At 22.8% G+C, this 24,036-nt stretch carries 25 protein-coding genes; 18 read left to right on the top strand and 7 right to left on the bottom strand.

Features of this window, described 5'->3' with window-relative positions:
• Nucleotides 1-60: 60 nt before the first annotated feature.
• Both N3A58_07560 and hutI read right to left on the bottom strand, forming a co-directional pair.
• Nucleotides 61-1,011 (bottom strand): serine/threonine protein phosphatase, encoded by a 951-nt coding sequence (locus tag N3A58_07560; protein ID MCX8059255.1) that lies wholly within the window; start codon nt 1,009-1,011, stop codon nt 61-63.
• Nucleotides 1,004-2,365, bottom strand: coding sequence for an imidazolonepropionase (gene hutI / locus N3A58_07565; protein ID MCX8059256.1), 1,362 nt, complete (start codon nt 2,363-2,365; stop codon nt 1,004-1,006). Before hutI ends, N3A58_07560 begins: the two co-directional genes overlap by 8 nt.
• Nucleotides 2,366-2,600: 235 nt before the next feature.
• Here hutI and N3A58_07570 point away from each other — a divergent pair, with 235 nt between their 5' ends.
• The 4 genes from N3A58_07570 to N3A58_07585 all read left to right on the top strand — a co-directional run bounded on the left by N3A58_07570 (nt 2,601) and on the right by N3A58_07585 (nt 6,128).
• Nucleotides 2,601-3,428: a protein-glutamate O-methyltransferase gene (locus tag N3A58_07570; protein MCX8059257.1), complete on the top strand. Its 828-nt coding sequence runs from the start codon at nt 2,601-2,603 to the stop codon at nt 3,426-3,428.
• A gap of 33 nt (nt 3,429-3,461) precedes the next feature.
• Entirely contained in the window at nt 3,462-4,613 is a 1,152-nt protein-coding gene (gene cheB, locus N3A58_07575) for a chemotaxis-specific protein-glutamate methyltransferase CheB (GenBank protein MCX8059258.1), read from the top strand.
• Nucleotides 4,614-4,843: 230 nt separating this feature from the next.
• A complete protein-coding gene (locus N3A58_07580; protein ID MCX8059259.1) occupies nt 4,844-5,317 on the top strand; it encodes a response regulator in 474 nt (157 codons plus the stop codon).
• Nucleotides 5,318-5,447: 130 nt separating this feature from the next.
• Nucleotides 5,448-6,128 (top strand): hypothetical protein, encoded by a 681-nt coding sequence (locus N3A58_07585; GenBank protein ID MCX8059260.1) that lies wholly within the window; start codon nt 5,448-5,450, stop codon nt 6,126-6,128.
• Nucleotides 6,129-6,154: 26 nt separating this feature from the next.
• Here the strand turns inward: N3A58_07585 and N3A58_07590 are convergent, their stop codons facing one another.
• Together N3A58_07590 and N3A58_07595 are read right to left on the bottom strand one after the other, a co-directional pair.
• Nucleotides 6,155-6,763 carry a hypothetical protein gene (locus N3A58_07590; GenBank protein MCX8059261.1) on the bottom strand — a complete coding sequence of 203 codons (609 nt, stop codon included), beginning with the start codon at nt 6,761-6,763 and terminating at the stop codon, nt 6,155-6,157.
• Nucleotides 6,764-6,766: 3 nt separating this feature from the next.
• The gene (locus N3A58_07595; protein MCX8059262.1) at nt 6,767-8,263 is read right to left on the bottom strand and encodes a hypothetical protein; all 1,497 of its coding nucleotides are present in this window, start codon (nt 8,261-8,263) and stop codon (nt 6,767-6,769) included.
• 264 nt (nt 8,264-8,527) lie between these two features.
• Here N3A58_07595 and hutH point away from each other — a divergent pair, with 264 nt between their 5' ends.
• From hutH to N3A58_07665, 14 genes are all read left to right on the top strand, one after another.
• Nucleotides 8,528-10,048 (top strand): histidine ammonia-lyase, encoded by a 1,521-nt coding sequence (gene hutH / locus N3A58_07600; GenBank protein ID MCX8059263.1) that lies wholly within the window; start codon nt 8,528-8,530, stop codon nt 10,046-10,048.
• A gap of 42 nt (nt 10,049-10,090) precedes the next feature.
• The gene (gene kdsB / locus N3A58_07605) at nt 10,091-10,858 is read left to right on the top strand and encodes a 3-deoxy-manno-octulosonate cytidylyltransferase (protein MCX8059264.1); all 768 of its coding nucleotides are present in this window, start codon (nt 10,091-10,093) and stop codon (nt 10,856-10,858) included.
• Nucleotides 10,859-10,917: 59 nt separating this feature from the next.
• Entirely contained in the window at nt 10,918-11,637 is a 720-nt protein-coding gene (locus N3A58_07610) for a hypothetical protein (protein MCX8059265.1), read from the top strand.
• A 36-nt stretch (nt 11,638-11,673) separates the two neighbouring features.
• Nucleotides 11,674-12,477, top strand: a complete 804-nt coding sequence (locus tag N3A58_07615; protein ID MCX8059266.1) for a hypothetical protein — start codon at nt 11,674-11,676, stop codon at nt 12,475-12,477.
• A complete protein-coding gene (coaD, locus tag N3A58_07620; protein MCX8059267.1) occupies nt 12,470-12,973 on the top strand; it encodes a pantetheine-phosphate adenylyltransferase in 504 nt (167 codons plus the stop codon). Before N3A58_07615 ends, coaD begins: the two co-directional genes overlap by 8 nt.
• 88 nt (nt 12,974-13,061) lie before the next feature.
• The gene (gene pta, locus N3A58_07625; protein MCX8059268.1) at nt 13,062-14,066 is read left to right on the top strand and encodes a phosphate acetyltransferase; all 1,005 of its coding nucleotides are present in this window, start codon (nt 13,062-13,064) and stop codon (nt 14,064-14,066) included.
• Between the two features lie 66 nt (nt 14,067-14,132).
• Nucleotides 14,133-14,318, top strand: a complete 186-nt coding sequence (gene rpmF, locus N3A58_07630) for a 50S ribosomal protein L32 (protein ID MCX8059269.1) — start codon at nt 14,133-14,135, stop codon at nt 14,316-14,318.
• Between the two features lie 194 nt (nt 14,319-14,512).
• Entirely contained in the window at nt 14,513-15,523 is a 1,011-nt protein-coding gene (plsX, locus tag N3A58_07635; GenBank protein ID MCX8059270.1) for a phosphate acyltransferase PlsX, read from the top strand.
• Between the two features lie 166 nt (nt 15,524-15,689).
• Nucleotides 15,690-16,598 (top strand): ACP S-malonyltransferase, encoded by a 909-nt coding sequence (locus N3A58_07640; protein MCX8059271.1) that lies wholly within the window; start codon nt 15,690-15,692, stop codon nt 16,596-16,598.
• Between the two features lie 65 nt (nt 16,599-16,663).
• A complete protein-coding gene (gene acpP, locus N3A58_07645; protein MCX8059272.1) occupies nt 16,664-16,900 on the top strand; it encodes an acyl carrier protein in 237 nt (78 codons plus the stop codon).
• A gap of 175 nt (nt 16,901-17,075) precedes the next feature.
• The gene (gene fabF, locus N3A58_07650; GenBank protein ID MCX8059273.1) at nt 17,076-18,314 is read left to right on the top strand and encodes a beta-ketoacyl-ACP synthase II; all 1,239 of its coding nucleotides are present in this window, start codon (nt 17,076-17,078) and stop codon (nt 18,312-18,314) included.
• Nucleotides 18,293-19,000: a ribonuclease III gene (gene rnc / locus N3A58_07655; GenBank protein ID MCX8059274.1), complete on the top strand. Its 708-nt coding sequence runs from the start codon at nt 18,293-18,295 to the stop codon at nt 18,998-19,000. Before fabF ends, rnc begins: the two co-directional genes overlap by 22 nt.
• A 49-nt stretch (nt 19,001-19,049) precedes the next feature.
• A complete protein-coding gene (locus N3A58_07660) occupies nt 19,050-20,324 on the top strand; it encodes a hypothetical protein (GenBank protein ID MCX8059275.1) in 1,275 nt (424 codons plus the stop codon).
• Nucleotides 20,302-21,486 carry an ATP-binding protein gene (locus N3A58_07665; GenBank protein MCX8059276.1) on the top strand — a complete coding sequence of 395 codons (1,185 nt, stop codon included), beginning with the start codon at nt 20,302-20,304 and terminating at the stop codon, nt 21,484-21,486. Before N3A58_07660 ends, N3A58_07665 begins: the two co-directional genes overlap by 23 nt.
• Here the strand turns inward: N3A58_07665 and N3A58_07670 are convergent.
• From N3A58_07670 to lepB, 3 genes are read right to left on the bottom strand one after another with little or no spacing between them, the layout of a single operon-like run.
• A complete protein-coding gene (locus N3A58_07670) occupies nt 21,452-22,015 on the bottom strand; it encodes a phosphatase PAP2 family protein (GenBank protein ID MCX8059277.1) in 564 nt (187 codons plus the stop codon). The two genes, N3A58_07665 and N3A58_07670, sit on opposite strands and share 35 nt — an antisense overlap.
• 47 nt (nt 22,016-22,062) lie before the next feature.
• The gene (locus N3A58_07675; protein MCX8059278.1) at nt 22,063-23,286 is read right to left on the bottom strand and encodes a M20 family metallo-hydrolase; all 1,224 of its coding nucleotides are present in this window, start codon (nt 23,284-23,286) and stop codon (nt 22,063-22,065) included.
• A 51-nt stretch (nt 23,287-23,337) separates the two neighbouring features.
• On the bottom strand, nt 23,338-24,027 hold the full coding sequence (gene lepB / locus N3A58_07680; protein MCX8059279.1) for a signal peptidase I: 690 nt from the start codon (nt 24,025-24,027) through the stop codon (nt 23,338-23,340).
• Between the last annotated feature and the right edge of the window lie 9 nt (nt 24,028-24,036).

Raw genomic sequence — 24,036 nt, forward strand, 5'->3', positions numbered from 1 at the left:
ATTTTATTTCAGATATATATGCATTAAAATTTCTTAATCATATTTTATTTTAATTAGTGATTATAAATAAATAATATCTTTTTCCTCTATTATTTTTTTGTTTTTATTTAAATTTAATATCAAATTTCCTTTTAATAAACCTGAAAAATTATAAAATTCTGAAGTAATTAATGTAATACAGCTTTTATTAAAAGTAAAACCTTTTACATCTGGTTGGTGACCTCTTATTAAATAATCAAAATTTAATTGAGATTTTATTTTTATATATTCTTCTTCCTCATAAAAGAAATCTGCTCTTTTAATAAAATTTTTTAATTCTTTGGGTTTTATGTCTCCCCAAAGAATATATTTTATAATATTCTTATTTTTATAGAAAATATCTGAGATTTTATTGCATTTATTAATATTTTCTTCAAAATCATTTAAATCTTTAAAAAAGTAGGGTATCCCGTGTAAAAAAAGTATTTTTTCATATCTTCCACAAATTGAGAGGGAATCAAAAAAATTGGTAATATATTCGTTATATTTATAAGCAAATTCGGAAAACCAGAAATCAGAAGGCCAAAAAGATATTATATGGTATATTTCATGGTTACCAGCAAGTAAAATAATATTTTCTGGATATAATATCTTTAACAATACAATAAGTATTATTACTTCAGCTGAGTATTTCCCCCTATCTACATAATCACCAAGAAATACTAAAAGATTAGAATTATTTAAATATTTTAAAATAATTTTTAACAATGAAAATAGGTCCCCATGAATATCCCCAATAAATATAATATTATCTATTTTATTTAATTGATTAGAATCAACATTTACAAAAAGATTCTGTTTTTTAGTTAATTCACATACAATTATGAATAATTCTTTAATGTCAATATCTTTAAATTTATTAAAATCAAAATATAAATTTTCAAATTTTTTTATTTCAAAATTGTTAAAATTAAAGTTATAATTAAAAATATCATATATTTTTTGAAGATAATAATTAATATTGTCATTCATATTTTATAAATGGATCTTCCCCTTTTATTAAACTTTTATGCAGATGATTTATTCCCCAATGATAATAAATATATTCTAAATTTGGGGCATTAAAAATATTAATAAAAGCATCCTTGCCTTTATTAATAATACCAACATTTTCATTATCTTCTAAATCAATTGCTTTTGAAGATGTATATGTTGATGCTTTAAGTATTTCCATAGCATTCATTTTAAGTTTAATAGCAGAAATTGTATAGATTAATAAAATATTTTCTGTACAGTTTGTACCTGGATTAAAATCAGACCCAATTGCTACTTCAATTCCTTTTTCTTTAAATTTGTCAAATGGTGCAAAAGGTTCGTTTAAATAAAAAGCTGTTCCAGGTAAAAGAACAGGAATAGTTTTAGATTTTTTTATTTCTTCTAGTCCTTTTTCAGAAATTTTTAGTAAATGATCAGCACTAACTGCTCCTAATTGACAAGCAAGTTCTGTAGCACCTATGTTTGAAAGCTCATCAGAGTGTATTTTAAGTTTAAATCCTACCTCTTTTGCTTTTGTAAGAATTCTCTCTGTATTTTTTAAATCAAAAACTTTTTCTTCAGAAAAAATATCAAAAAATATAGCTAAGTTTTTACTTTTGACCTCAGGTATTATTTCATTGATAATAGTTTCAACCCATAAGTATTTTTTTTCAGGATAATCAAATTTATATTCTGGAGGATAATCATGAGCTGCAAGACATGTTGGAAATATTTGAATATTTGTATATTCTTTTGCTTTATTAATAATTTTAAGAATTTTTATTTCATCATTTTTAGTTAGTCCATAACCAGATTTTATTTCTATATGAGAAACACCAAATTGGGAAAATTTAAAGATTCTTTGTAAAAGGTTTTTAAGTAAAATTTCTTCAGAAGCTTCTCTTGTTAGCTTTACAGAATAACTTATTCCACCGCCCATTTTAGCTATTTCAAGATAAGAGATCCCTTGATTTCTCAAGAAAAATTCTTTTTCTCTTGAGCCATGAAAGATAGCATGTGTATGTGGATCGACAAATGATGGTGTTAAAGTCTTTTGATTACAATCTATTACTTCTAATTTATAATTTTGAATCTTTTCATTTTGAATTAAAGTATTTAATATTTTTTCTATTAAGTTTTCTTTTTCATAATTAGAATAATAAATAATAAAATTATTCGAAAAATTAAATTTTTCTTTAGTAATTTTTTTTTCAAATATATCTTCTAAAAATAAATAGTAATATTTTCCATTTATTAGAATTATATCACAGTTTGAAAAATTAAAGAAATTACCGTTTAAATCAAAACCGTATAAATTATAGATATCTTTTAAATGAACTATTTTAACCATAAAATACTCTTTTTAATATTTTTAGAAAAATATATATTAATTAAAAAATAATACAATTAATTAAAAAATAAGCTAAATTATTTATAAAAAATCTTAATTTAAATTATCATTTGACATTTAATATAAAATATATTAATAATTTTTATATAGAAATTATTGAATAAAATTTAACTTTACAAAAATTTTTAATTAATATTTTTTATATTAATTAAGGTAAATTATTAGTGGAGATAATATGGAATTTGTTCTAACTGAAGAGGATTTCAAAATATTTAAAGATTTTATATATGAAAAATCAGGGATATATTTTTCAGATATAAATAAGGCAGTTTTAGAAAATAGATTATATGAGATAATGTTGAAAAATAAATATTCAAGTTTAAAAGAATACTATAATATTTTACTAAAAGATGAAGCAGAAGTTAGAAATTTTCTTGATAAAGTTACTACAAATTTAACAAAATTTTTTAGAAATGAACCACAATTTGATGCATTAAAAAATGTAGTTATAAAAGAAATAGTTAAAAGAAATAAAGAAAATGGAATTAATAATATAAGAATATGGTCTGCTGGTTGTTCCTCAGGAGAAGAACCATATACTATAGCAATGATATTTGCAGAAGAATTAGGTTTTAACTCTGGGATTGAGGTTAAAATAGTAGCTTCTGATATATCATTAAAAAGTCTACTCATAGCAAAGGAAGGCTTTTATAGTGAAGAAAAAGTTAAAGATGTTCCTCAGAATTATTTAAATAAATATTTTCAAAAAGTAGGAGATGGATATAGAATTATTGATGAGCTAAAAAAAATGATCAAATTTGATTATCATAATTTAAAGCATGATTTTCCATATAATGATCTAGATATAATATTTTGTAGAAATGTCATTATATATTTTGACCAAAAAACTCAACATGATGTTGTAACTAAGTTTTATAATCTTTTAAGAGATTATGGATACTTGTTTCTTGGTCATTCGGAATCTCTTTTTGGAATGAATACGAAATTTAAATTTAGAAAAGTAGAAAATGCAATATGCTATATTAAAGATGAAAGGAAATAATTTAAATAAATTTTTATAGCTTTTAAAGGTTTTATGAAAGAAAAAATTAAAGTTTTAGTAGTTGATGATTCTGCTGTAATGCGAAAACTATTATCTGAGATAATAAGTAGTGATCCAGAAATGGAAATTGTTTCTACTGCTATAAATGGTAAATTTGCACTGCAAAAACTTATTTCTCTAAAGCCGGATATAATAACCCTCGATATTGAGATGCCAGAGATGAATGGTTTAGAATTTTTAAAAGAAAAAATGAAAATGAAAGATGAAACTCCTGTTGTAGTTATCTCTTCTCTAACATCAGAGGGATCAAAAGTAACAATGGAAGCTTTTGAATTGGGGGCTAAAGATTATATTCATAAGCCATCTGGTTCAATTAGTTTAAATATTAAAGACTTAGAAGAAGAAATTATTTTAAAAATTAAAAATTGGGCTCTTAAATATAAAGATATTTATAAAAAGAGTACTGATATTAGAAAAATAGATAATGAAAATTATACTACTAATTTAAAAAAAGAATCTATTTCTTATTTGGGAAATAAAATTGATAGATCAAGTTTAAAAATTCTTGAGAAAGAGGAAGTTGAACAATTAAAGCACAAGAAAAATAAAATACCTGAAAATCCAGATTTTATTGCTATAGGAATTTCAACTGGAGGTCCGGAAGCTTTAAGGACAATATTACCATTATTAAAAATTGATATTCCTATTATTATTATTCAACATATGCCACCATTTTTTACTAGTGAATTTGCAAAATCCTTGAATAAAATTGTTCAAAATTATAAGGTTGTTGAAGCATCAGACAAAGATAAAATAAAAAGAAATGTTATATATATCGCTCCAGGAGGGAAGCAATTAGGAGTAAAAAAAGTTTATAATGAATATGAAATATTTATTAATGATGATCCACCTGTTAATAATCATAGACCTTCTGTTGATTATTTTTTTAAAACTCTTTATGAGATGGATTCAACTAATTTTATAGCTATTATTATGACTGGTATGGGTAAAGATGGTGCTTATTATATTTCAAAATTAAGGTTAAAGGGAGTTTATACAATAGGGCAGGATGCTGAAACTTCGATTGTTTATGGAATGCCTAAAGTTGCTTTTGAATTAAATGGACTTGATAATGTTTTATCGCTTATTGAAATTCCTGAATTTTTGAATAATATTAAAGAGTAATTATAATAAATTTAAAATTGATTTAGATTAATATAAAAATAAGATTAATGTAATAATTAAATTGATTTAAAAACACAACTGAATATTTAATTGATAATATAATTAAATTCTAATTGATAATGGGGTTAAATATTAAATAATATAAAAGATTAATTTATTAAAAAAAATATATTAATATAAAGATTTGATTTTTAACAAAATTATATTAAATTTTAATCGGGAGGAATTCCATGAATCAAATTGATATAGAAAACAATGATTTTTCAGTTTTGCCATCTATAAATAAGAAAGAACCAGAGGGACTTAAACCTGACGGAACTCCATACAATGTTTTAATTGCTGATGATTCAATGTTTGTTTTAAAATTATTAAAACAATTTTTGACTTCTGAGGGGTACAATGTTATTGATACTGCAGCAGATGGAGAAGAAGCTATAGAAAAATTTCAGAAATATATAAATAAATTAGATCTTGTAACTCTTGATATTACTATGCCTAAAGTAGATGGAATAACAGCCTTAAAAAAAATATTATCAATAAAACCTGATATTTGTATTATTATGATTTCAGCCATTGGTAGAGAAGATCTTGTAAAAGAAGCTTTAACTATTGGAGCAAAAAATTATATTGTTAAACCATTGAATAGAGAAAAAGTTTTATCTAGAATTAAACAAACTTTAGATAGAGTTTATAAAAAAGATTAGTATTATTATAAAACAAATGAATTAAGTTATTTAAGTTAATTTAAATATTTATTAATTAAATTATAATAATTTTTAAAAAATAAAAAGTATAGAAATTAATAAGAATTATAAAATAATTGAAATTCTAAATTTGATCCAAAAAAAAACTTTCAAATACATTCTTAATAGTTCTGATATAATTGGAGAGTTAGAATTATTGAATAATTGTAATGATCTTTTTTATGACTTATTTAGAGAAATTTTTTTTGATAAAAAGACATTAAATAATTATGAAATAGAAAAAGATAATCTGTTTCTTTTTTTTAAACATTTTATTATAATGAATATTTTATTTGTTATACAGTTTTATTTTTATTCTAAATTTAATTTTTATTTAAATTTTAGTCCATTAAAAATATTTCTTATAAAAATTCCTCAAAATGGGGATAAATGTTTGGATTTTGATTATAATAGAAATGATTTTTGCAAATTAGAAATAGATGAAAACTCTTATGGAAATTGCATTTTTCATTATAGGAAGAAAACAAATCTTCCAGCTATAAATTCTTTAAGAGACTATTATTCAAATTTCGATAATCTTTTTCTTGTATCTAATAAAACTATAGAAAAAATACTTGATTCATACTTCTATTTTTCAGTTAATAAAGATAAATATTTCGAGTTATTAAGGTATTTTGATTTAAATATTAATTGCTCACTAAAAGATTTGAAAAAATCTTTTAGAGAAAAAATAAAACAAGAAAATGATAACACAAAAAAGAGAGAATTAATAGAAAATTATAATCTATTGAAGAATTTATTTTTAGAGTAAAAATATAAAAAACAATAAACTTAATATTAAAAATTAATACCTACAATTTTATAATTTGGTCCAAAACCCCTAAGAATAAAGAGAAGAGTATTATTTTCTTTTTTAATAAAAACAAATATGTCATCCTCTTGATAAATAAGAGGAATAAAATTATATTTTTCTGAAAGTTCATTATAGTTTAATATAGAAAAATTGTCTTCTTTATCGGAAAATAGATTAGAATATTTATTAAAAACGAATTCTAAAGTTTTGTTAAAATCTTCTTTTTCAAGAATTTCAAAATTGTTTGTTATTTTATAACATGGATATGAAATATAGTTGCCTAATTCTTTATTATTAAATTTCTCAATATTTTCTTTTACTTTTAAAATGATATTAATAAAATCTTGCTTTGTATATTTTTTTAAAACATCTTTTTGAGGTAAAGGTTTGTTGTAATTAACAGGGTCAAGATATTTTGCAACTTGTAAGAAATCATTTCCCTTTTTTTGATCACCAACACTAAAGTAATACTGTGAAACTTTATAATAAGCAACAGCTAATTTAATTCTATCCGAATAAGAAATATTTGAAAAATTTGAAGAAAAAAATAAAACCATAATGAATAAAAAAATAAATAAAAAATATTTTTTCATACCTCATCCTTTTTTGTAATTAAATTCATAAAGAATAATAATTTCATTTTCTTTAATTTCAAGTTTAAAATTTATTTTGTTGAAATTAAAAATTTCATGCATTACAATAAAAGCAAATTCAGAAATATCATTATTATCCTCTATAATAAATTTTTTATTATTTAGAGTTTTTAATAATTTTGTAATTAAACTATTTAATGAAGGTTGATTATTTATAATAAACTCAATCAAAAAATTTTCAAAAAATGTAAATTTAATATTAAATGAAAGAACTTTTCTTTTTGCAAGAAAAAATATAGTAGCAAACAATAATTCTTCTAATTTATTATAATCAAAAAATAAAATTGAATCATTGTTTAAGTTTTCGAAAAATAGATTTATATTCGATTTAAAAGAATTATTGAAAAATAAAAGGATTTCTTTTAAATCTTCAATTAGATTTAATAATTTGAAGTTTGAATATAAAAAATTATTTTTTTCTGTAAAAAACTGAGAATAATCAATAATAATAAGTAAAATATTTTTTAAATATAAAGCATTGTGGTATATAGGGAAAACAAATTCTTTTTCAATTGAGTCATCTAATTTTAAAAAATTAGAAAATCCGATTATTGAATTTAGAGGAGTTAAAAGTTCATGATAGAGGTTACTAAAAAGGATTTCTCGAGATTTTTCTATATATGTTGCCTTATTAATTTCATTTAGGATTTTAATATTTTTTAATTCAAGTTCTTTTTTAAAATTTTCCACAATTATTGTTAAATTGTCTATATATTTTTCTTTAAGATAAAAATTAAATATAATAAAAATAAATGTTTGTAAGATTGATTCAATTTTTGTATTGAATTCCTTATCTTTAAAAAGAAGTTTTAAAAAAAAATCATTTTTTAATAGATAGACATCTATAAAAAATCTTATATTATTAAAATTAGCATTTACAAGATGGTAAGTGATCATATGATGGGAGTTATTTATATTTTCAAGTACATTATTTTCAATAAATTCTAAATTATTATCAACTATTTTTAAAAAATTCATATTATCAGATTCTAAACTAAATTTAATGAAATCTACATTAAAGAACTTTAAGAAAATTTTTGAAAAATATATAAAAATTTTTTCAAGGAAGTCACCTTCTTCATAAATAATTTCTAGTTTTTCATTTTTAAAAAATGAAAAAAGTTCCTCTTGAAAACTAGCTATTTTAATTAAATAATTTTTATAATGTGAAATAATAAAATAATTAAGAAAATTAAATATTGTTTCAGAGTTGTCTATTTTTTCGTCATAAGAAAAATTAATTTTTATTTTTACATTATTTTCTACATCAAATGTGAAAGTTTTTGTATATTTGAAACTTTCATAGTCTATAATTGATAAGTTATCTGATGGATATATAAAAAAAGGAATAGTATTTTCAGATTCTAAAATATATGCAATTACTTGTTTTATGCTAAGATCTTGAAATAAATTGCTAATGCTATTTATTAGGTCTTTCATTGCTTATATATAAAATTTTAATATCTTTATATACAAAATAAAATTTATAGAAGCTATATTTAATATTAAATAATTAAAAAGTATGAATAATAAACATTAATTTTGAAATAATATAAGTTAAATTTTTATAAACTTTATAAAAATATTATAGAAAAAAAAAAAAAATTCTATAAACTTTTAAAAATTTTTTTTAAATTGATGAATTATTTATGTGCTTTAAAATTAATTTTTTAAAATTAAAATTATTAAATATTTGGAGGTAGAATGATAGTTTTAGATAATGAGTTAAATCTTGAAAATTATAAAAAAATTGTTTATGAAGGAGAAAAGGTTAAAATATCGGAAAAAGCTAAAAAGAGAGTTAATGTAAATAGAGAAATTGTTAATAAAATAGTAAGTCAGGATAAAGCAATTTATGGACTTAATACGGGTTTTGGTAATCTTGCAAATATTAAAATAGGGAAAGAAGAGATAGAAAAATTGCAAATTAATTTAATAAGGTCACACTCTACGGGTTATGGTGAAAGAGCTTCATACTACGTAGTGAGAGGAACGATATTACTCCGGCTTTTCTCTTTGTTAAAAGGTTATTCTGGAGTAAAATTTGAAAATTTAGTTGTATTTGAAGAATACTTAAATGAAAATATTTATCCTTATATTCCAGTCCTAGGTTCTCTTGGTGCTTCTGGAGATCTTGCCCCATTGTCACATCTTGTTTTATCAATGATGGGGGAAGGAGAAATTATAGATGAAAATGGAATAAGAGTTGAATCTTCGAAAATAATAGAGCAGAAAAAATTAACAAAACTAAGTTTATCTTATAAAGAAGGATTGGCGTTTATTAATGGTACCTCATTTATGCTTGCTTTCTTATTAGATTGTATCTATAATTCAGAAAATTTAATTAAACTTTTTGATGTTATTTCTGCTTTTTCTATTGAAAATTTAAAAGGATCATTGACACCTTTTTTGGAGGAACTAAGCTTAGTTAGGCCATATTTGGGACAAAAGAATACTTCAAAAAATATCTATAATTTACTTAAAAATTCGGAAATCATAAAATCTCATAAAGATTGCCCAAAGGTTCAGGATGCTTATTCTTTAAGGTGTATTCCCCAGGTTCATGGTGCTGTTAAAGAGGTTTTTAGGGATGTAATTTCAAAAGTTATAATAGAAATGAATTCTGTAACTGATAATCCACTTATATTTTCTGAAGATAAAGTATATTCTGGGGGTAATTTTCATGGTGAAATACTTGCTTTTTATGCCGACTTTCTTTCAATAGCTATGTCTGAATTAGGTGCAATATCTGAGAGAAGACTTGAGAGATTACTTAACCCCTCTTTATCTGGACTTCCTCCATTTTTAGCTAAAAATCCAGGTGTAGAATCCGGGCTGATGATTGTTCAATATACAACTTCTGCTTTAGTTTCTTTAAATAAAACATTTTCTTCGCCATCATCTATTGATTCTATTCCAGTTTCTGCAAATCAGGAAGATCATGTTTCAATGGGTGCAAATGCATGTTTTAAATTGTCAAAGATTATAGATAATTTGTATTATATTGTTGCTGCGGAGCTTTTTGCTAATATAAGGGCAAAAGTATTTCATAGTATAAAATTTTCTGAAATTTCTGAGTTTATTTTTGATTATTTTAACTCAAAAGTTGAAATAAAATACTTTGACTATCAATACTATAAAATATTAGAAAATATTATAAAGATATTAAAAGATTTCTCATTTATTAAAACTATTGAATCTAAATTTGGAAATATAGAGATATAAAATACAAAATAAATATAATAATTTGAGTAGAGGAGATAGTAAATGAACAGTAAAATTACCCCATCGATAGTTATACCAGCAAGACTTAATTCTCAGAGATTAGAAAGAAAAATGTTATATAAGATAGGAAATTCTACACTAATAGGATTACTATTAAAAAACTTTGACAGAGATATATATTACAATAATAGCAAAATAAATGTTTATTGCTTAACTGATTCTTATGAAATAATTGAAGAGGTTAAAAAGTTCAAAAAGATAGTTCCTATAATGACTCCAGATACTATTAATTCTGGAACCGAGAGGATTATTTATTCTATCAATAATTGTCTTGTAGAAGGAAATTTCTTTATTAACATTCAAGGAGATGAACCACTTGTTACATGGGAATATATTGAAGATTTTATAAATTGGATATTTTCATTTGACGATGAAAAAATTGATTCTTCTATATTTACAATTGGTAAAATTTTTGATTCAAAGGAAATATATTTAAACCCTAACAATGTTAAAGCTATTGTAAATAAAAAGGGGGAAGCTTTATATTTTTCAAGGGCTGGCTTGCCTTTTTATAGAAGTGAAGAAAAATTTAAGTGTATTTTACATTATGGTATTTATGGTTATTCTAAAAATACACTTATAAATTATTCTAAAATGAAAGATTCTGAGCTTGAAAAAGCTGAAAAACTTGAACAATTAAAATTTATAGACAATGGTGGAAAAATTTATTTAAAACTTGTTGAATTTGACTTGGTTGGAATAGATACCGAAAAAGATATTGAAAGATTAAAAAATTATATTAAGTTTTAATAAATAGTTTTTAATAAATGTAAATATTTTTTAAAATTAAATTAAGAAGATTATTTACTATGAATTTTATTAATAGAGAATTTAACATTCTTGCTAATTTTTTAGTTATAAATGGTTCTAAATGTGGGAAAGTAATTCCTTATTTAGAACATTGTGATGATGTTTTGCAGAAACATTTGGGAATAGATTGTACATTAAATTATGATAAAGATCATGGTTCTATTTTTATAACTTCAGATGATCTTAAAGTTAATGGTATTAAAAAAGTTAAAGCTTTATTAAGAGATGGAGATATTATTCAAATAAATGATATAAAATTAAGGTTCTATATTGAAGATTTTAATAGTGTTTTTAGAATATCTGAAATCTATTCTGATGTTTTTTATAATGAACCTCCTTTTTTTAGAAGAGAACTTATGTATATTTTAATGAGATATGAATATTTAAAGGTCAAAAGATATGGTATTAATTTTAGTCTAATATTTGTAAAGTTTGTTGATAGTTATTTATACCAAATAAAAGATATTTTAACTAATATATTGAAAGAAAATTTAAGAGACACCGATTTCATTTCTGATATTTCTGAAAATGATATAATTATTTTTTTACCTTTCTTAAAAAAAGAAGATTGTGAAAATGTTATGAATAGAATTAGTAGTGAGATTTCTAGATTACTACCAGAAATTAATTTTATAAAAAATTATCTTTCTTTGGATAAATCAAATATTGATGACTTTGATAACTTTATAAAGGTTTTATGTCATATTTTTAATATTTAATTTTTTTAATTAAAAGTTAAAAAAAGGGGTGAAGTGATGAGGTTAAAAAAAATCGAAGATTCATTTTTGAATTCTAAAAGGAGCTACCTTTTTTTTATTGTTTCAGCATTTATTAATTCTTTCATTTTCTCTTTTGGTTACTTTTTATCAATAACTTTTTTTAAAGAAATTGATCCACATTTATATTTATTTATATCTTCATTTATTTTAAGTTTAACTTTATACTTTTTAAGTTTAAATCATTTTGAAGGTTTTTTTGAATATTCCATTTCTGGTATTCTTGTATTTAATAAAAAATTTAGAATATCTTTGTATTTGCTAAGAATAATAGGTATTTATTTAGTTGGTTTATTGGGAATTATATCTTTTGTTTTAATCTTTTATTTTTCAAAATTATGGATTACAGGGAATTCTCCAGAAAACATTACATTAAGGATATCAAGTTATGTATTAAAAACTTATTCATATCCTTTAGATAAATATATTTTGACTTCTTTAATTAGTGGAATTTTTATTGGTTTTCTATTTTACTATAGATTTTTAGTTGATGAACACAAATATGACCTTAGACTGTTTCTAAATCTATTTCTGTTTTCTTTTATAGTAAATGGAAACTTTTTTATAAATTATTATATTGAGTTTAATAATTATTTATTTGTTTTGCTTATAAAAAATTTCTTGTTAGATATTGGATTACAAAAGTTTAATCAAATAAATTTTTCAGTTTTTTTATTTAAAATTTTACTTTCTTCTTTTTTTAACTTCTTAGGAATTTTTATATTTAGTTTACCAATGATTTATTTGTATGAGAAAACAAAAGAGATAAAAGAAGATGAATAAAAAAGTAATATATCCTGGTTCATTTGATCCAGTAACTTTTGGTCACATAGATATAATTAAAAGAGCTTCTAATTTGTTTGATGAAGTTTTTGTGGCAGTCCTTAATAACCAAAGAAAGAATTATTTATTTACTATAGAAGAAAGAAAAAGAATGTTGGAAGAGTCACTAAAAGAATTTAAAAATATTAATATTGTAACTTTTAATGGATTACTTGTTGACCTTGCAAAAAAATTGGAAGTAAACCATATTGTGAGAGGATTAAGAGCGATATCTGATTTTGAGTATGAATTTGAAATTGCTTTAACAAATAGAAATATTAGTAATAAATTTATTGATACTATCTTTTTTATGACAGATGAGAAATATTTTTATTTATCCTCTTCTCTTGTTAAAGAAGTTTATTTTTTAGGAGGAAATGTTGATAATATGGTTCCAGAATGTGTTAAAAAATATCTTGAGCAAAAAAGAGAAAAAAATAATAAAAATGAAATTTAATTATATTATTTTAATAATAAATAAAAAATATTAGGTTTTTTTTGACAAATAAATATATATTGGTACTATATTACAAAAAGGAGTTGAAATGGAATTTTTAGAATTAATAAGAGATAAAATAAAAAAGAATCCAAAAAGATTAGTGTTGCCTGAATCATATGATGATAGAATGATTAAAGCAGCTACAATTTTAATAAAAGAGGGTTATTGTAAAGAATTAATAATGATTGGCGATGAAAATTATATATATAATAAGGCTAAAGAATTGAAAGTTAATATAGATGGGATTAAAATATTTAATATTAATAATTTTAGAGAGATTGATAAGTTTGCTGAAATATATTTAAACAAAAGAAAAGGCAAGGAAGTTAATACTATTGAAGAAGCTAGAAATATTATTTTATCTGATGATAAATTTCTCTATTTTGGAGCTTTATTGGTTGAAGCTGGATATGCAGATGCTATGGTTGCTGGAGCATATAATACTACAGGAGATGTTTTAAGGGCTTCTTTAAGAGTAATTGGAGTTAAAAAAGGATTTAATGTAGCTTCATCATGTTTTATAATGATTTTACCGGATAAAAAGTATGGAGAAAATGGAATAATGCTATTTGCTGATTGTGCAACTGTACCTGATCCAACATCAGAACAACTTGCTGAGATTGCTGTGACTACTGCAAATACTGCAAAAGAGTTAATAGGATTAAAACCTAAAGTAGCTTTACTGTCATATTCAACAAAAGGTTCAGCTACTGGTCCATTAGTAGAAAAGGTTCAAAATGCAGTTAAAATAATGGAAAAATATAATTTAGATTTTGAGTTTGATGGAGAAATGCAATTAGATGCTGCTATAATAGAGAATGTTGGTAAAAAGAAAGCACCAAATTCTAAAGTAGCAGGAAAAGCAAATGTACTTATTTTCCCTGATCTAAATGCAGGAAATATTGGTTATAAATTGGTTGAAAGACTAGGTAATGCTATTGCAATAGGGCCAATTTTACAGGGATTTAATAAACCAGTTAATGATTTATCTAGGGGTTGCTCGGTTGAAGATATAGTTAACGTTTCTATAATTACAATGTTAAAAGCATAATAAAAAAATATAACTTGACATTTTAAAAAGTTAGTCTATTTATAGCAAAAATATTGAGGTGATGAAATGGCTGTTCCAAAGAAGAAACCTTCTCATGCTAGAACATTTAGAAGAAAGAGAGCAAATGAAAAGAGAGATCTTCCTAATTTAACAAAATGCCAATCATGTGAATCTTATATTTTACCGCATAGAGCTTGCCCAAAATGTGGCTTTTATAAAGGAAGAAATGTTTTAGAACTAAAAACTGAATAAGCTGCTAAAAAAAGCAGCTTTTTTTTTCAATTATATTAAATCAATTATTTTAGTGAAAGAATTGGGTATTAGAAAATATTGAGAGAGAGAATTTAATTGTTATATTTTTTGATTTATTAAATTTAAAATTAGAAAATGAGATAAAAAGTAATTTTATATAGTTTATGTGTAATTATTAAAAAATTGGGAAAAAAATGGCCAAAATTGCTGTTGATGTAATGTCAGGTGATAGACAACCAGAAGTTATTATAGATGGATGTTTGCTATATATCAATAAAACAAATGATGATTTAGCTATTATTGGTGATAAAAAAAAGATCGAAAAATACCTTAATTTTTATCCATATGAGAGAAAAAAGATAGAGGTTATACAGTCCTCTGAAATAATCAAGATGGATGATAATCCTTTAACTTCATATAAGGAAAAACAAGATTCATCTATTGTTATAGGTACAAAACTTCTAAAAGAAAAGAAAATAGCTGGTTTTTTTTCCCCTGGAAACACAGGAGCTGTTGTAACTTCTTGCCTATTTGAGGTAGGTAGAATAAAAGGTATTAAGAGACCTGCTTTGGCTGCAATTTTGCCAAATTCAAGAAGTTCTACTATACTTATTGATGCAGGAGCAAATGTAGATTGTAAGCCTTATTTTTTATTTCAATTTGCAATTATGGGGCATATATTTTCTGAAAAGATTCTAAAAAAAACAAATCCTAAAATTGGTTTATTATCAAATGGAGAAGAAGAACAAAAAGGGAATTCTATAACAAAAGAAGCATATAAACTTTTATCTAAAAGTGACTTGAACTTTATTGGAAATATTGAAGGTTATAATATAGTTGATGGGAGTGTTGATATAGTTGTTTCTGATGGTTTTTTTGGCAATATTGCTCTTAAATCTATTGAAGGGACAGCTAAAGCCATTATGACTCTATTAAAATTGAAGATAAAGGAGAGTTTTATAGCAACTTTAGGAGGTCTGTTAATTAAAAATTCTTTATTAGAAATAAAAGAAATGATGGATCCAAGAGAATATGGGGGAGCACCTTTACTTGGAATTAATGGTGAAGTAATTATTGGTCATGGAAACTCTGATGAAATTGCAACTTATAATGGTCTTAGAATGGTAAAAAGAATGTCTGAAGTTGGTGTTAATAATATTATATCCAAATATTTAAAAGAAAAATTAAATATTTTGAATAATTAGTTAAAAAAATGTTGAAAAAAAAAATTTAATCAATATATTTTATTTGTAGTGTATTTATTATTTTATATTATAATAGTGAGATGACATATTTGGTTTCTAATTTTTTATATTTTTTTTGAAGATAGATTTTAAGAAAGAATCTTAATTAAATTTTTAGGGAAATATTATGCTTGTATTTCCAGGACAAGGAAGCCAATTTGTTGGTATGGGAAAATTTCTTTACGATAATTTTTCTATAGCTAAGGAAATATATGATAAGGCAAGAAAAATTGTTTCTGAGAAATTTATAGAAATTTCTTTTAATGGTAATGAAGTTGATATTGCAAAGACTGAATATTCACAGGTTATTATTTTTCTTTATACTTATTCATTGTTTCAAATTTTAAAAAGTAAAAATATTTTATCTTTTGATAATTATTATGCTGGGCATTCATTAGGTGAAGTAATAAGTTTTGCTATTGCTGAATATATTAGTTTTGAAGAGTGCTTAAAGCTTATTAGATTCAGAGGAGAAGTTATGTCCTCTGCTACTTCTATTGAAGGTGGTATGGCAGCTTTAATTTTTCCTGATATTGATCAAATTTTAGAAACATTAAAAAGTAATGAATATAAAGATAAAGTTTTTATTGCAAATTATAATTCTGCAAACCAAATAGTTATTTCTGGGGATAAAAAGCTAATAGAGAGTTTTTGTAATAATTTTGATAAAAAATTATTTAAGAAATTTGTTATTTTAAAAGTATCTCAAGCTTTTCATACTGTTTTTATGAATAGTGCAAAAAAAGAATTTGAAAACTATTTAAAAGATATAAATATAAACCTAAATAGTAATAATATATTTTCAAATGTTACTGGAGAGATATACCCTAAAGATGAAAAAAAAATAAAAGAATTGCTTGCTAGACAAATAGAATCCTCAGTTTTGTGGTTAGATATTATAAATAATAGTAAAGAAAAAGTTAAGGAATATATTGAAGTTGGACCTTCAAGTATATTAATTCCTTTTATTAAAACAATAGTTAATGAAAATGATTATAAGCTGCTTACTTATTGTGGAGATAAATCATTGCTGTAGTTAAAAGTATTGGCCAATTTTGATAAAAAATAGATTTTATTTTTAAAAGGAGGAATTTAATGAAAATTACTTTTGAAGAATTAAGAGATATGATATCTGAGAAATTAGGTATTGAGAAAGAACAGATAACTGAAAATGCTTCTTTTATTAATGATCTCGGAGTTGATTCACTTGAACAGGTTGAATTAATAATGGAACTTGAAAAAAAATTTGATATTACAATTCCTGATGAAGATCAGGATAAACTTGGGACTGTTGGTGATTTATTAAAATATTTAAATTCAAAATTGGCTGATAAATAAGCAGAGCTTCCCTCTGCTTATTTATTTTTTGTTAAAAAACGAATAAATAATATTAAAAAAATTCTTTATTTTTAAAAATATTTTAATTATGATTATTAAGTTTATTAAAAATTTAATAAATTTTTTTTAAATATTTAACTAAATAATAAATAAATTATTTTATTCAGAGGGAATAATGAAAAGGAAAGTTGTTATTACTGGTTATGGAATGATTACTCCTCTTGCACATAATGCAGATGAAACATGGGAAAAAGTTATTAAAGGTGAAAATGGTGTTGATTATTTATTTGGATTGAGAAATATTGAAAAACTTCCTGTTAGATTTGGAGCTCAAATAAAAAATTATGATCCAGAGAAATATTTTAATAAAAAAGATTTAAAACAATATGACCTATTTACTCAGTATTCTTTAATTGCAACAAGAGAAGCGGTTAAAAAATCTGGCTTATTTGAAACTGATATAGATAAAAGTAAAGTAGGTGTTATTTTAGGAACAGGAATAGGCGGAATTCAAACCGTATTAAGTGAATTTGAAAATTATTTAAAAGAGGGTGAAAAATCTGTTTCTTTATATCTTATTCCTAAAATGATTTCTAATATAGCTGCTGGTATAATATCTATGGAATTTGGATTAATGGGAGTATCTTATGCAATTTCTTCTGCATGTGCCTCTGCTGGGCATGCTTTAGGAGAAGCTTTAAGAAAAATTCAATATGGAGAACTTGATGCATGTATTGCGGGAGGTTCTGAAGCTCCATTTACAGATATTGCAATTATAGGATTTTCTCACCTTAGAGCTCTTTCAAAAGAGAATGATAATCCTAAAAATGCTTGTAAGCCTTTTGATAAAAATAGAAATGGATTTGTTATGGGTGAAGGAGCTGGGATAGTTATTCTTGAAGAATATGAACATGCCAAAAAAAGAGGTGCAACTATATATGGGGAGTTTGCAGGTTTTGGTGCTTCTTCTGATGCTTATCATATTACAGCTTCACATCCAGATGGTTTAGGTGCTGCTATTTGTATGGAGAAAGCTATTGAAGATGCCAAGGTTAATAAAGAAGATATTGGTTATATAAATGCTCATGGGACATCCACACCAGTAGGAGATATATCTGAAACTAAAGCAATTAAAAAAGTATTTGGTGAACATGCATATAAATTAAATATATCTTCTACAAAATCTATGCTTGGGCATTCTTTAGGAGCTACAGGAGCTATAGAATTTATTTTAACTTTATTAGCAGTATATTACGGAATAATACCACCTACAATTAATTATCAAGAAAAAGATCCTGAATGTGATTTAAATTATACACCAAATGTTGCAGTTGAAAAAAAATTAAATGCAGCTATCTCTAATTCATTTGGATTTGGTGGACAAAATTCGACATGTTTGATCAAAAAGATATAAAAATTAAAAATTTACTTAAAAAATTTAATCTTAATTGTGAGATTTTTGAAAAATATAAAGAAGCTTTTATACATAGATCTTATTTACAAATAGACAAAAATGTTATTCATAATGAAAGATTAGAATTTCTGGGGGATGCTGTTTTAGAACTTATAATTACTGATTATCTATATGATAATTTTAATCTATCTGAAAATATTCTTACTCTTATAAGATCAAAAATTGTTTGTGAAAACTCTCTCTCACTTGTTTCTAAAAAATTGAAATTGGGAGATATTATTTATCTAGGAAAAGGAGAAGAATTAAATGGAGGAAGAAATAAAAGCTCAATCTTAGCTGATACTTTTGAAGCATTGATTGGAGCAATTTACAAATTTGAAAGTTATGAAAAAGCAAAAGAATTTGTATTAAAAAATCTTGAGAATAATATTAATAAAGTAGTTAAAGAAAAAAGTTTCTTACATGCTAAAACACATCTTCAAGAGATAAGTCAGCATTTGTATAAAAAACTTCCACAATATATTATATTAGAAGAGAAAAAAAATAATAGTAGTTATAGATATAAAATTTTGCTAAAAGTTGGAGAAATGGAAGTGGGACCAGTTATTTCTGATTCAAAAAGGAAAGCTGAAAATGAACTTGCAATAATGGCAATTAATAAATTAAGGGAAGATCATTATATTTAAACAATAAAAAAAATTAATAGTTATAATATTGATTTAAGAAATATTAAATATGTATAATATATTTTCAGGTAAAAAAAGAGAGATTGTCAATGTATTTAATAGTAATACTTTTAATATTAATTCTGTTCTAATTATAGGAAGAGAAAAAACAGGAAAGTCTATATTAGCTTTTAATATAGCTAAAAATTATTTCAATGAAAAAAATCTAATTGATGTTTTTTTTAATCCAAATTTTTTATATCTTTGTAAAAACGATTCTAATAAAGAAATTCAACTTTTAATTAATTCAATAAAAAATTATTCTGATAGATTGCATAGTAACTATGATCAAAAAGAGAATGATATAAATTTTTTAAAAATATTTGTATATAAATTAATTTTTCAATATTATAAAATTTTAAGTCAATATTTTTATAATGTTTCCTCTGTTAAAAAAGAGTTAAAAGGAAAGGAACTTGAAGAATTATCAAAAAGCTATTATAAGTTAAAAGATATTTATATTGAAATATTTAATAATAATTCTGAAATATTCAAAGAACATATAGATTATTTATTACTTTTGTCTACTGAAATTAGAGAACTATTTGATAACATTAAATTAGAATATATATATATTCAGGAAATATTTAATATTCAAAAGTGGATAAATGAAAAACCATTTAGTGAGAAAAAGTTAATAATTATTGAATCTGTTGATAAAATGACTGTTGAAGTTGAAAATGCTTTTTTGAAAACTCTAGAAGAACCGAAGGAAGGAACTAAGTTTCTATTGACAACTACAAATAAAGAAAAATTATTACCAACTATAATATCAAGATGTGTTAAATATAATATTGATAAAATAGATGAAAGAGAGATTAAAGAAATAATAACAAATGAATGGGGAGAAAGTTATTTAAGTTTTCTTAATTTATATATTTATGATTTTAAGAGATTTTTTGATATTACAGTAAATGAAGATAAAGGTAGATATATTAATCAAAAGGCAGAAGATTTTATTAATGAGTTAATTATAAATGATGTAAGTATTTCAAGGTTTTATAAAATTATTTATGATAAAACTATATTTGAAAACTTAGAATTATTTTTAGATGAATTAATAATATCATTAATAAAAAAAATTAATAATGAGGATATAAATCAAAAGTTTACAGAAATTAATATAAATTATTTTAATTTGAAAAATATATTAAATTTTATTGAGAAACTAAAATTTCTAAGTAAAGAAGTAAATTTTTCAATTGAGGATGGTTTAATTTTTTTAGTTCTTAATAAAGAAGATATAATAAATGGAGTTATTGATGGAATCAAGTTTATTTTATGAGAAAATAATATCTAATATCGAGAAATTATCTATAAACGATTTAAAAAAATTGTTAAAAAATCTTTATTCTGAAAAAATATTTTTTGTAAAATTTCTTGATGAAGTAGATGATGGTATAATTATTATAGATAAAAATTATAAACTATTGTATATAAATAGAAAAGCTACAGTTATATTTAAAAGGAATTACCTTGAAGAAATAAGGGATGATTTGCCTGACATTATTATTAATGAAATCAATAATTTGAATGAGAAAAATAAAAAAATAAAAGGAATTGTTTTGCCCATAAATATATTAAAAGAAAAATATTTGTTTGAATTTAATCTTTATTTTTTGGGAGAAGCATTTAATAATGCGATTGCTATAATATTTTATGATATAAATGCTAAATACTTAAAAGAAAGAGAGGAATCTATTTCTAAAGCTTTGTCAAATATTATAGAAATGACATACACTTTTGCACATGAAGTTAGAAACCCTCTCACATCTCTTGATTTAAACCTTCTTCTATTAGGTAAAGAATTACAAATTATTATAAAAGAAAATGAGAAATGTATAAAATGCAAGGAAATTATAGATGATAAAATTGAAATTTTAAGAAATGAAGTTAAAAGAATTAATAGTATTGTAGATAAGTTTTTAAACACTACTAAACCATTAAAACCAAATTTTCAAAAAGTTAAAATTAATGAAGTTATTGAAGAAACTTCAAAAGTCTTAATAAATGATTTTATTTCTAATAATAAAAAATTGTCATTATGTTTAAAGAATGATCTTGAAGAAATTTTTTTGGATCCAGATCTTTTAAAACAGATTATTATAAATCTTGTTAAAAATGGGCTTGATGCTATTAATAATGTAAAAAATGGAAAGGTTATAATTAAGACTAATTCTGATGAAAAAAATATTTATATAGAAGTAATTGATAATGGTGAAGGTATTCCTCAAGAAAATATGGATAAATTATTTATGCCATTTTTTACTACAAAGGCAAATGGTACAGGGCTGGGGCTTACAATAGTATATAGAATAATTAATAATATGGGTGGACAAATATATGTTAAGTCTACTTTAAATAAAGGAACAACTTTTAAAATAGTATTTCCAAAAAGTAGATTTAAAAATATTAGTATCCCATTTTACGAAGAAAAAATTGATTAAAATATTTATCTAAAATAATTACATAAATTAAAATTGATAGAAAACCAACAATTATACCTGCTAAGATTTCCTCTATTTTATGAATTTTAAGTAAGAATCTTGAAATTAAACTAAGAGAAAATATAATTAAAAATAAAATCAAAATTAAAATTTGATTAATATCTTTTATTTTAATTATAAATATTTTAATTAAATCTCTTATTAAAAAATTATTATTAATAAAAATGTTTTTGTAATTTTTAAATATTGAAGTTAGCAATATAAAAAAAATCAATATAATACAATTCGAAGAGTGCCCTGAAGGTAACCGATATTTGTCAGGTATTAAGAATCCTACAGGTTTTCTTTTTTTATTAAAAACTATTTTTAACAAATAAGTTATTATAAAATTAAGTCCTGATAGAAAAACAAAATTTAATGTAAATCTTACATTTGTCAAAAATATTAAAATAAAAAGATAAATTATTGAAAAGTACCTAGAAGATAAAAAATTAAGAAAAATTAAAATATATAAATATATTTTTTTCAAATTACGAATAGTTAAAAAATATTTTAATATGAAGTATTAAAAAATATTTAATTAAAAAAATAGAAAAAATAGACAAGTGTAAATATATCATTTAGTAAATTTTTTATATAACAATACTCATTGGGTTGATGTGATGTATTATCATTTGTACACCATGCAATTGCAGGTATTTCATTAATCCTGAAAAATGAAGCTGTAGTAAGTTTTCCATGTCCTCCAATTCTAATATCAATTTTCTTTAATTCTTTTAATACAGATGTAAAGTTTTTAATAAAATATATGTCTTTGTTCAAGGGAGGAGGTGATTGAAATTTAAATGGGAAAGTTATTTTTAGTTTTATATCATTAAGTTGTTCAAATTTGTTTTTGAGTTCCTTAATTTCACTAATTATTGATTCAACATCATATACTGGTAATATTCTACAATCGATAAATAGCTTAGTGTATCCTGGAATAGTATTAAAATTATCAATATTTGAATTTATGTAAGTAGGTTCAAATGAAGAATAAGGATTTTCAAATGTTTTATCATAATCATTATATTTATTGTAAAGAAAATTTATTAATTCATTAGCAAAATTAATAATAGCTCTAGTACTGTTTTTCCCTTTTAATGGATTTGAACTATGAGTCTGTTTCCCGAAAGCTTCAATTTTGAGCCATAATACAGATTTTTCAGCTATTTCTATAAAAGCACCATCTGCAGAACCTGAATCTAAAACTAGAACCATATCATCCTTATTGAAAATATTATTTTGGAATAAAAATTTTATTCCATGCTCAGACCCAGTTTCTTCATCAGAAACAATTAATAAGGATAAATTATATTCAGGCAAAATATCAAGTTTATCTAAAATAATTAGAGTAAAAATACCTGTAGTTATACTTTGTTTTGTTTCTGAACCTAATCCGAAAATTCTATTAGAGTTTTCAATAGGTTCAAAAGGGTGATACTTCCATTCTTTAATATCACCTTCACCTACTGTATCCATGTGTGTAACAATATAAAAACATTTATCTTTTCTTCTACCATTTAATGAAGCAAGTATATTGTATCTATTACCAAGTATTAAATCTTCGCAAATAAATGTTTTTGTATTAATTGCTCTATAATTAGATAAATAATCTAAAATAAATCTAGCAAGTGTTTTTTCACCTGGTCCACCTAATCTTGGGTTAATAGAGTTAATTCTTATTATTTCTTTCAAAAAACTGATTATATCTGTTTTATGTGATTCTATCTGTTTTAATATTTTATCCTTTATATCCATAAGAAATCCTACTTAAAATATAAATTGAAAATTTTTGTTCTTTATTAATTTCTATTTATTATAAATGATTTTAAAAATTTCTTTCCATCTAATTTTTTTAGTTTGTGGATCAATAGAAAAATAAACGATAAGTGGTGCTGAAAAAATATTTTCTCTAGGCAAAAATCCCCAAACTCTAGAATCTGCTGAATTATCTCTATTATCTCCCATAACAAAATATTGATTTTCAGGTACAATTATGGGTCCAAAATTTGGTCTTTTAATTTCAGGGTGATTTTCATAAAAAGGATCTTGTATAAATTGAACATAAGGTTCATTAAGTGGTTTGTCATTTATAAAAACAGTTTTGCCAATTATTTCTATTTTATCCCCAGGTAAACCAATTACTCTTTTTACAAATATTCTTTTTGGATCTACTGGATATTTGAAAATAACAATATCTCCTCTTTTTATTTTTTTTAATCCTGGCATTTTCAAGTTTATTATTGGTATATATCCTCCATAAACTAATGGTGAACCAAAAAGTAAAGACCCTGTCATTATAGTTTTTTCCATTGATCCTGTTGGGACATAATAACTAGAGAATATCAAAGGTCTTATTATTAAAAGAAATAAAACCAAAATAATTAAAATTTCTCTAATTAGCACAATAAATTTTTCAAAATTATTAAGATCATCATATTTTTTATTAGTTTTTCCAATGAAAATTTTAAAGTAATAAATAAATGAATTATTTTTCATTTTTCAACC

Source organism: Spirochaetota bacterium, assembly GCA_026415295.1.
Taxonomy (GTDB): Bacteria; Spirochaetota; JAAYUW01; order JAAYUW01; family JAOAHJ01; genus JAOAHJ01.

What these genes read in the sequence shown, in the direction of transcription:
- N3A58_07560 (MCX8059255.1), bottom strand. Translation starts at nt 1,011, where the DNA reads ATGAATGACAATATTAATTATTATCTTCAAAAAATATATGATATTTTT.
- hutI (MCX8059256.1), bottom strand. Translation starts at nt 2,365, where the DNA reads ATGGTTAAAATAGTTCATTTAAAAGATATCTATAATTTATACGGTTTT.
- N3A58_07570 (MCX8059257.1), top strand. Translation starts at nt 2,601, where the DNA reads ATGGAATTTGTTCTAACTGAAGAGGATTTCAAAATATTTAAAGATTTT.
- cheB (MCX8059258.1), top strand. Translation starts at nt 3,462, where the DNA reads ATGAAAGAAAAAATTAAAGTTTTAGTAGTTGATGATTCTGCTGTAATG.
- N3A58_07580 (MCX8059259.1), top strand. Translation starts at nt 4,844, where the DNA reads ATGAATCAAATTGATATAGAAAACAATGATTTTTCAGTTTTGCCATCT.
- N3A58_07590 (MCX8059261.1), bottom strand. Translation starts at nt 6,763, where the DNA reads ATGAAAAAATATTTTTTATTTATTTTTTTATTCATTATGGTTTTATTT.
- N3A58_07595 (MCX8059262.1), bottom strand. Translation starts at nt 8,263, where the DNA reads ATGAAAGACCTAATAAATAGCATTAGCAATTTATTTCAAGATCTTAGC.
- hutH (MCX8059263.1), top strand. Translation starts at nt 8,528, where the DNA reads ATGATAGTTTTAGATAATGAGTTAAATCTTGAAAATTATAAAAAAATT.
- kdsB (MCX8059264.1), top strand. Translation starts at nt 10,091, where the DNA reads ATGAACAGTAAAATTACCCCATCGATAGTTATACCAGCAAGACTTAAT.
- N3A58_07610 (MCX8059265.1), top strand. Translation starts at nt 10,918, where the DNA reads ATGAATTTTATTAATAGAGAATTTAACATTCTTGCTAATTTTTTAGTT.
- N3A58_07615 (MCX8059266.1), top strand. Translation starts at nt 11,674, where the DNA reads ATGAGGTTAAAAAAAATCGAAGATTCATTTTTGAATTCTAAAAGGAGC.
- coaD (MCX8059267.1), top strand. Translation starts at nt 12,470, where the DNA reads ATGAATAAAAAAGTAATATATCCTGGTTCATTTGATCCAGTAACTTTT.
- pta (MCX8059268.1), top strand. Translation starts at nt 13,062, where the DNA reads ATGGAATTTTTAGAATTAATAAGAGATAAAATAAAAAAGAATCCAAAA.
- rpmF (MCX8059269.1), top strand. Translation starts at nt 14,133, where the DNA reads ATGGCTGTTCCAAAGAAGAAACCTTCTCATGCTAGAACATTTAGAAGA.
- plsX (MCX8059270.1), top strand. Translation starts at nt 14,513, where the DNA reads ATGGCCAAAATTGCTGTTGATGTAATGTCAGGTGATAGACAACCAGAA.
- N3A58_07640 (MCX8059271.1), top strand. Translation starts at nt 15,690, where the DNA reads ATGCTTGTATTTCCAGGACAAGGAAGCCAATTTGTTGGTATGGGAAAA.
- fabF (MCX8059273.1), top strand. Translation starts at nt 17,076, where the DNA reads ATGAAAAGGAAAGTTGTTATTACTGGTTATGGAATGATTACTCCTCTT.
- rnc (MCX8059274.1), top strand. Translation starts at nt 18,293, where the DNA reads ATGTTTGATCAAAAAGATATAAAAATTAAAAATTTACTTAAAAAATTT.
- N3A58_07660 (MCX8059275.1), top strand. Translation starts at nt 19,050, where the DNA reads ATGTATAATATATTTTCAGGTAAAAAAAGAGAGATTGTCAATGTATTT.
- N3A58_07665 (MCX8059276.1), top strand. Translation starts at nt 20,302, where the DNA reads ATGGAATCAAGTTTATTTTATGAGAAAATAATATCTAATATCGAGAAA.
- N3A58_07675 (MCX8059278.1), bottom strand. Translation starts at nt 23,286, where the DNA reads ATGGATATAAAGGATAAAATATTAAAACAGATAGAATCACATAAAACA.
- lepB (MCX8059279.1), bottom strand. Translation starts at nt 24,027, where the DNA reads ATGAAAAATAATTCATTTATTTATTACTTTAAAATTTTCATTGGAAAA.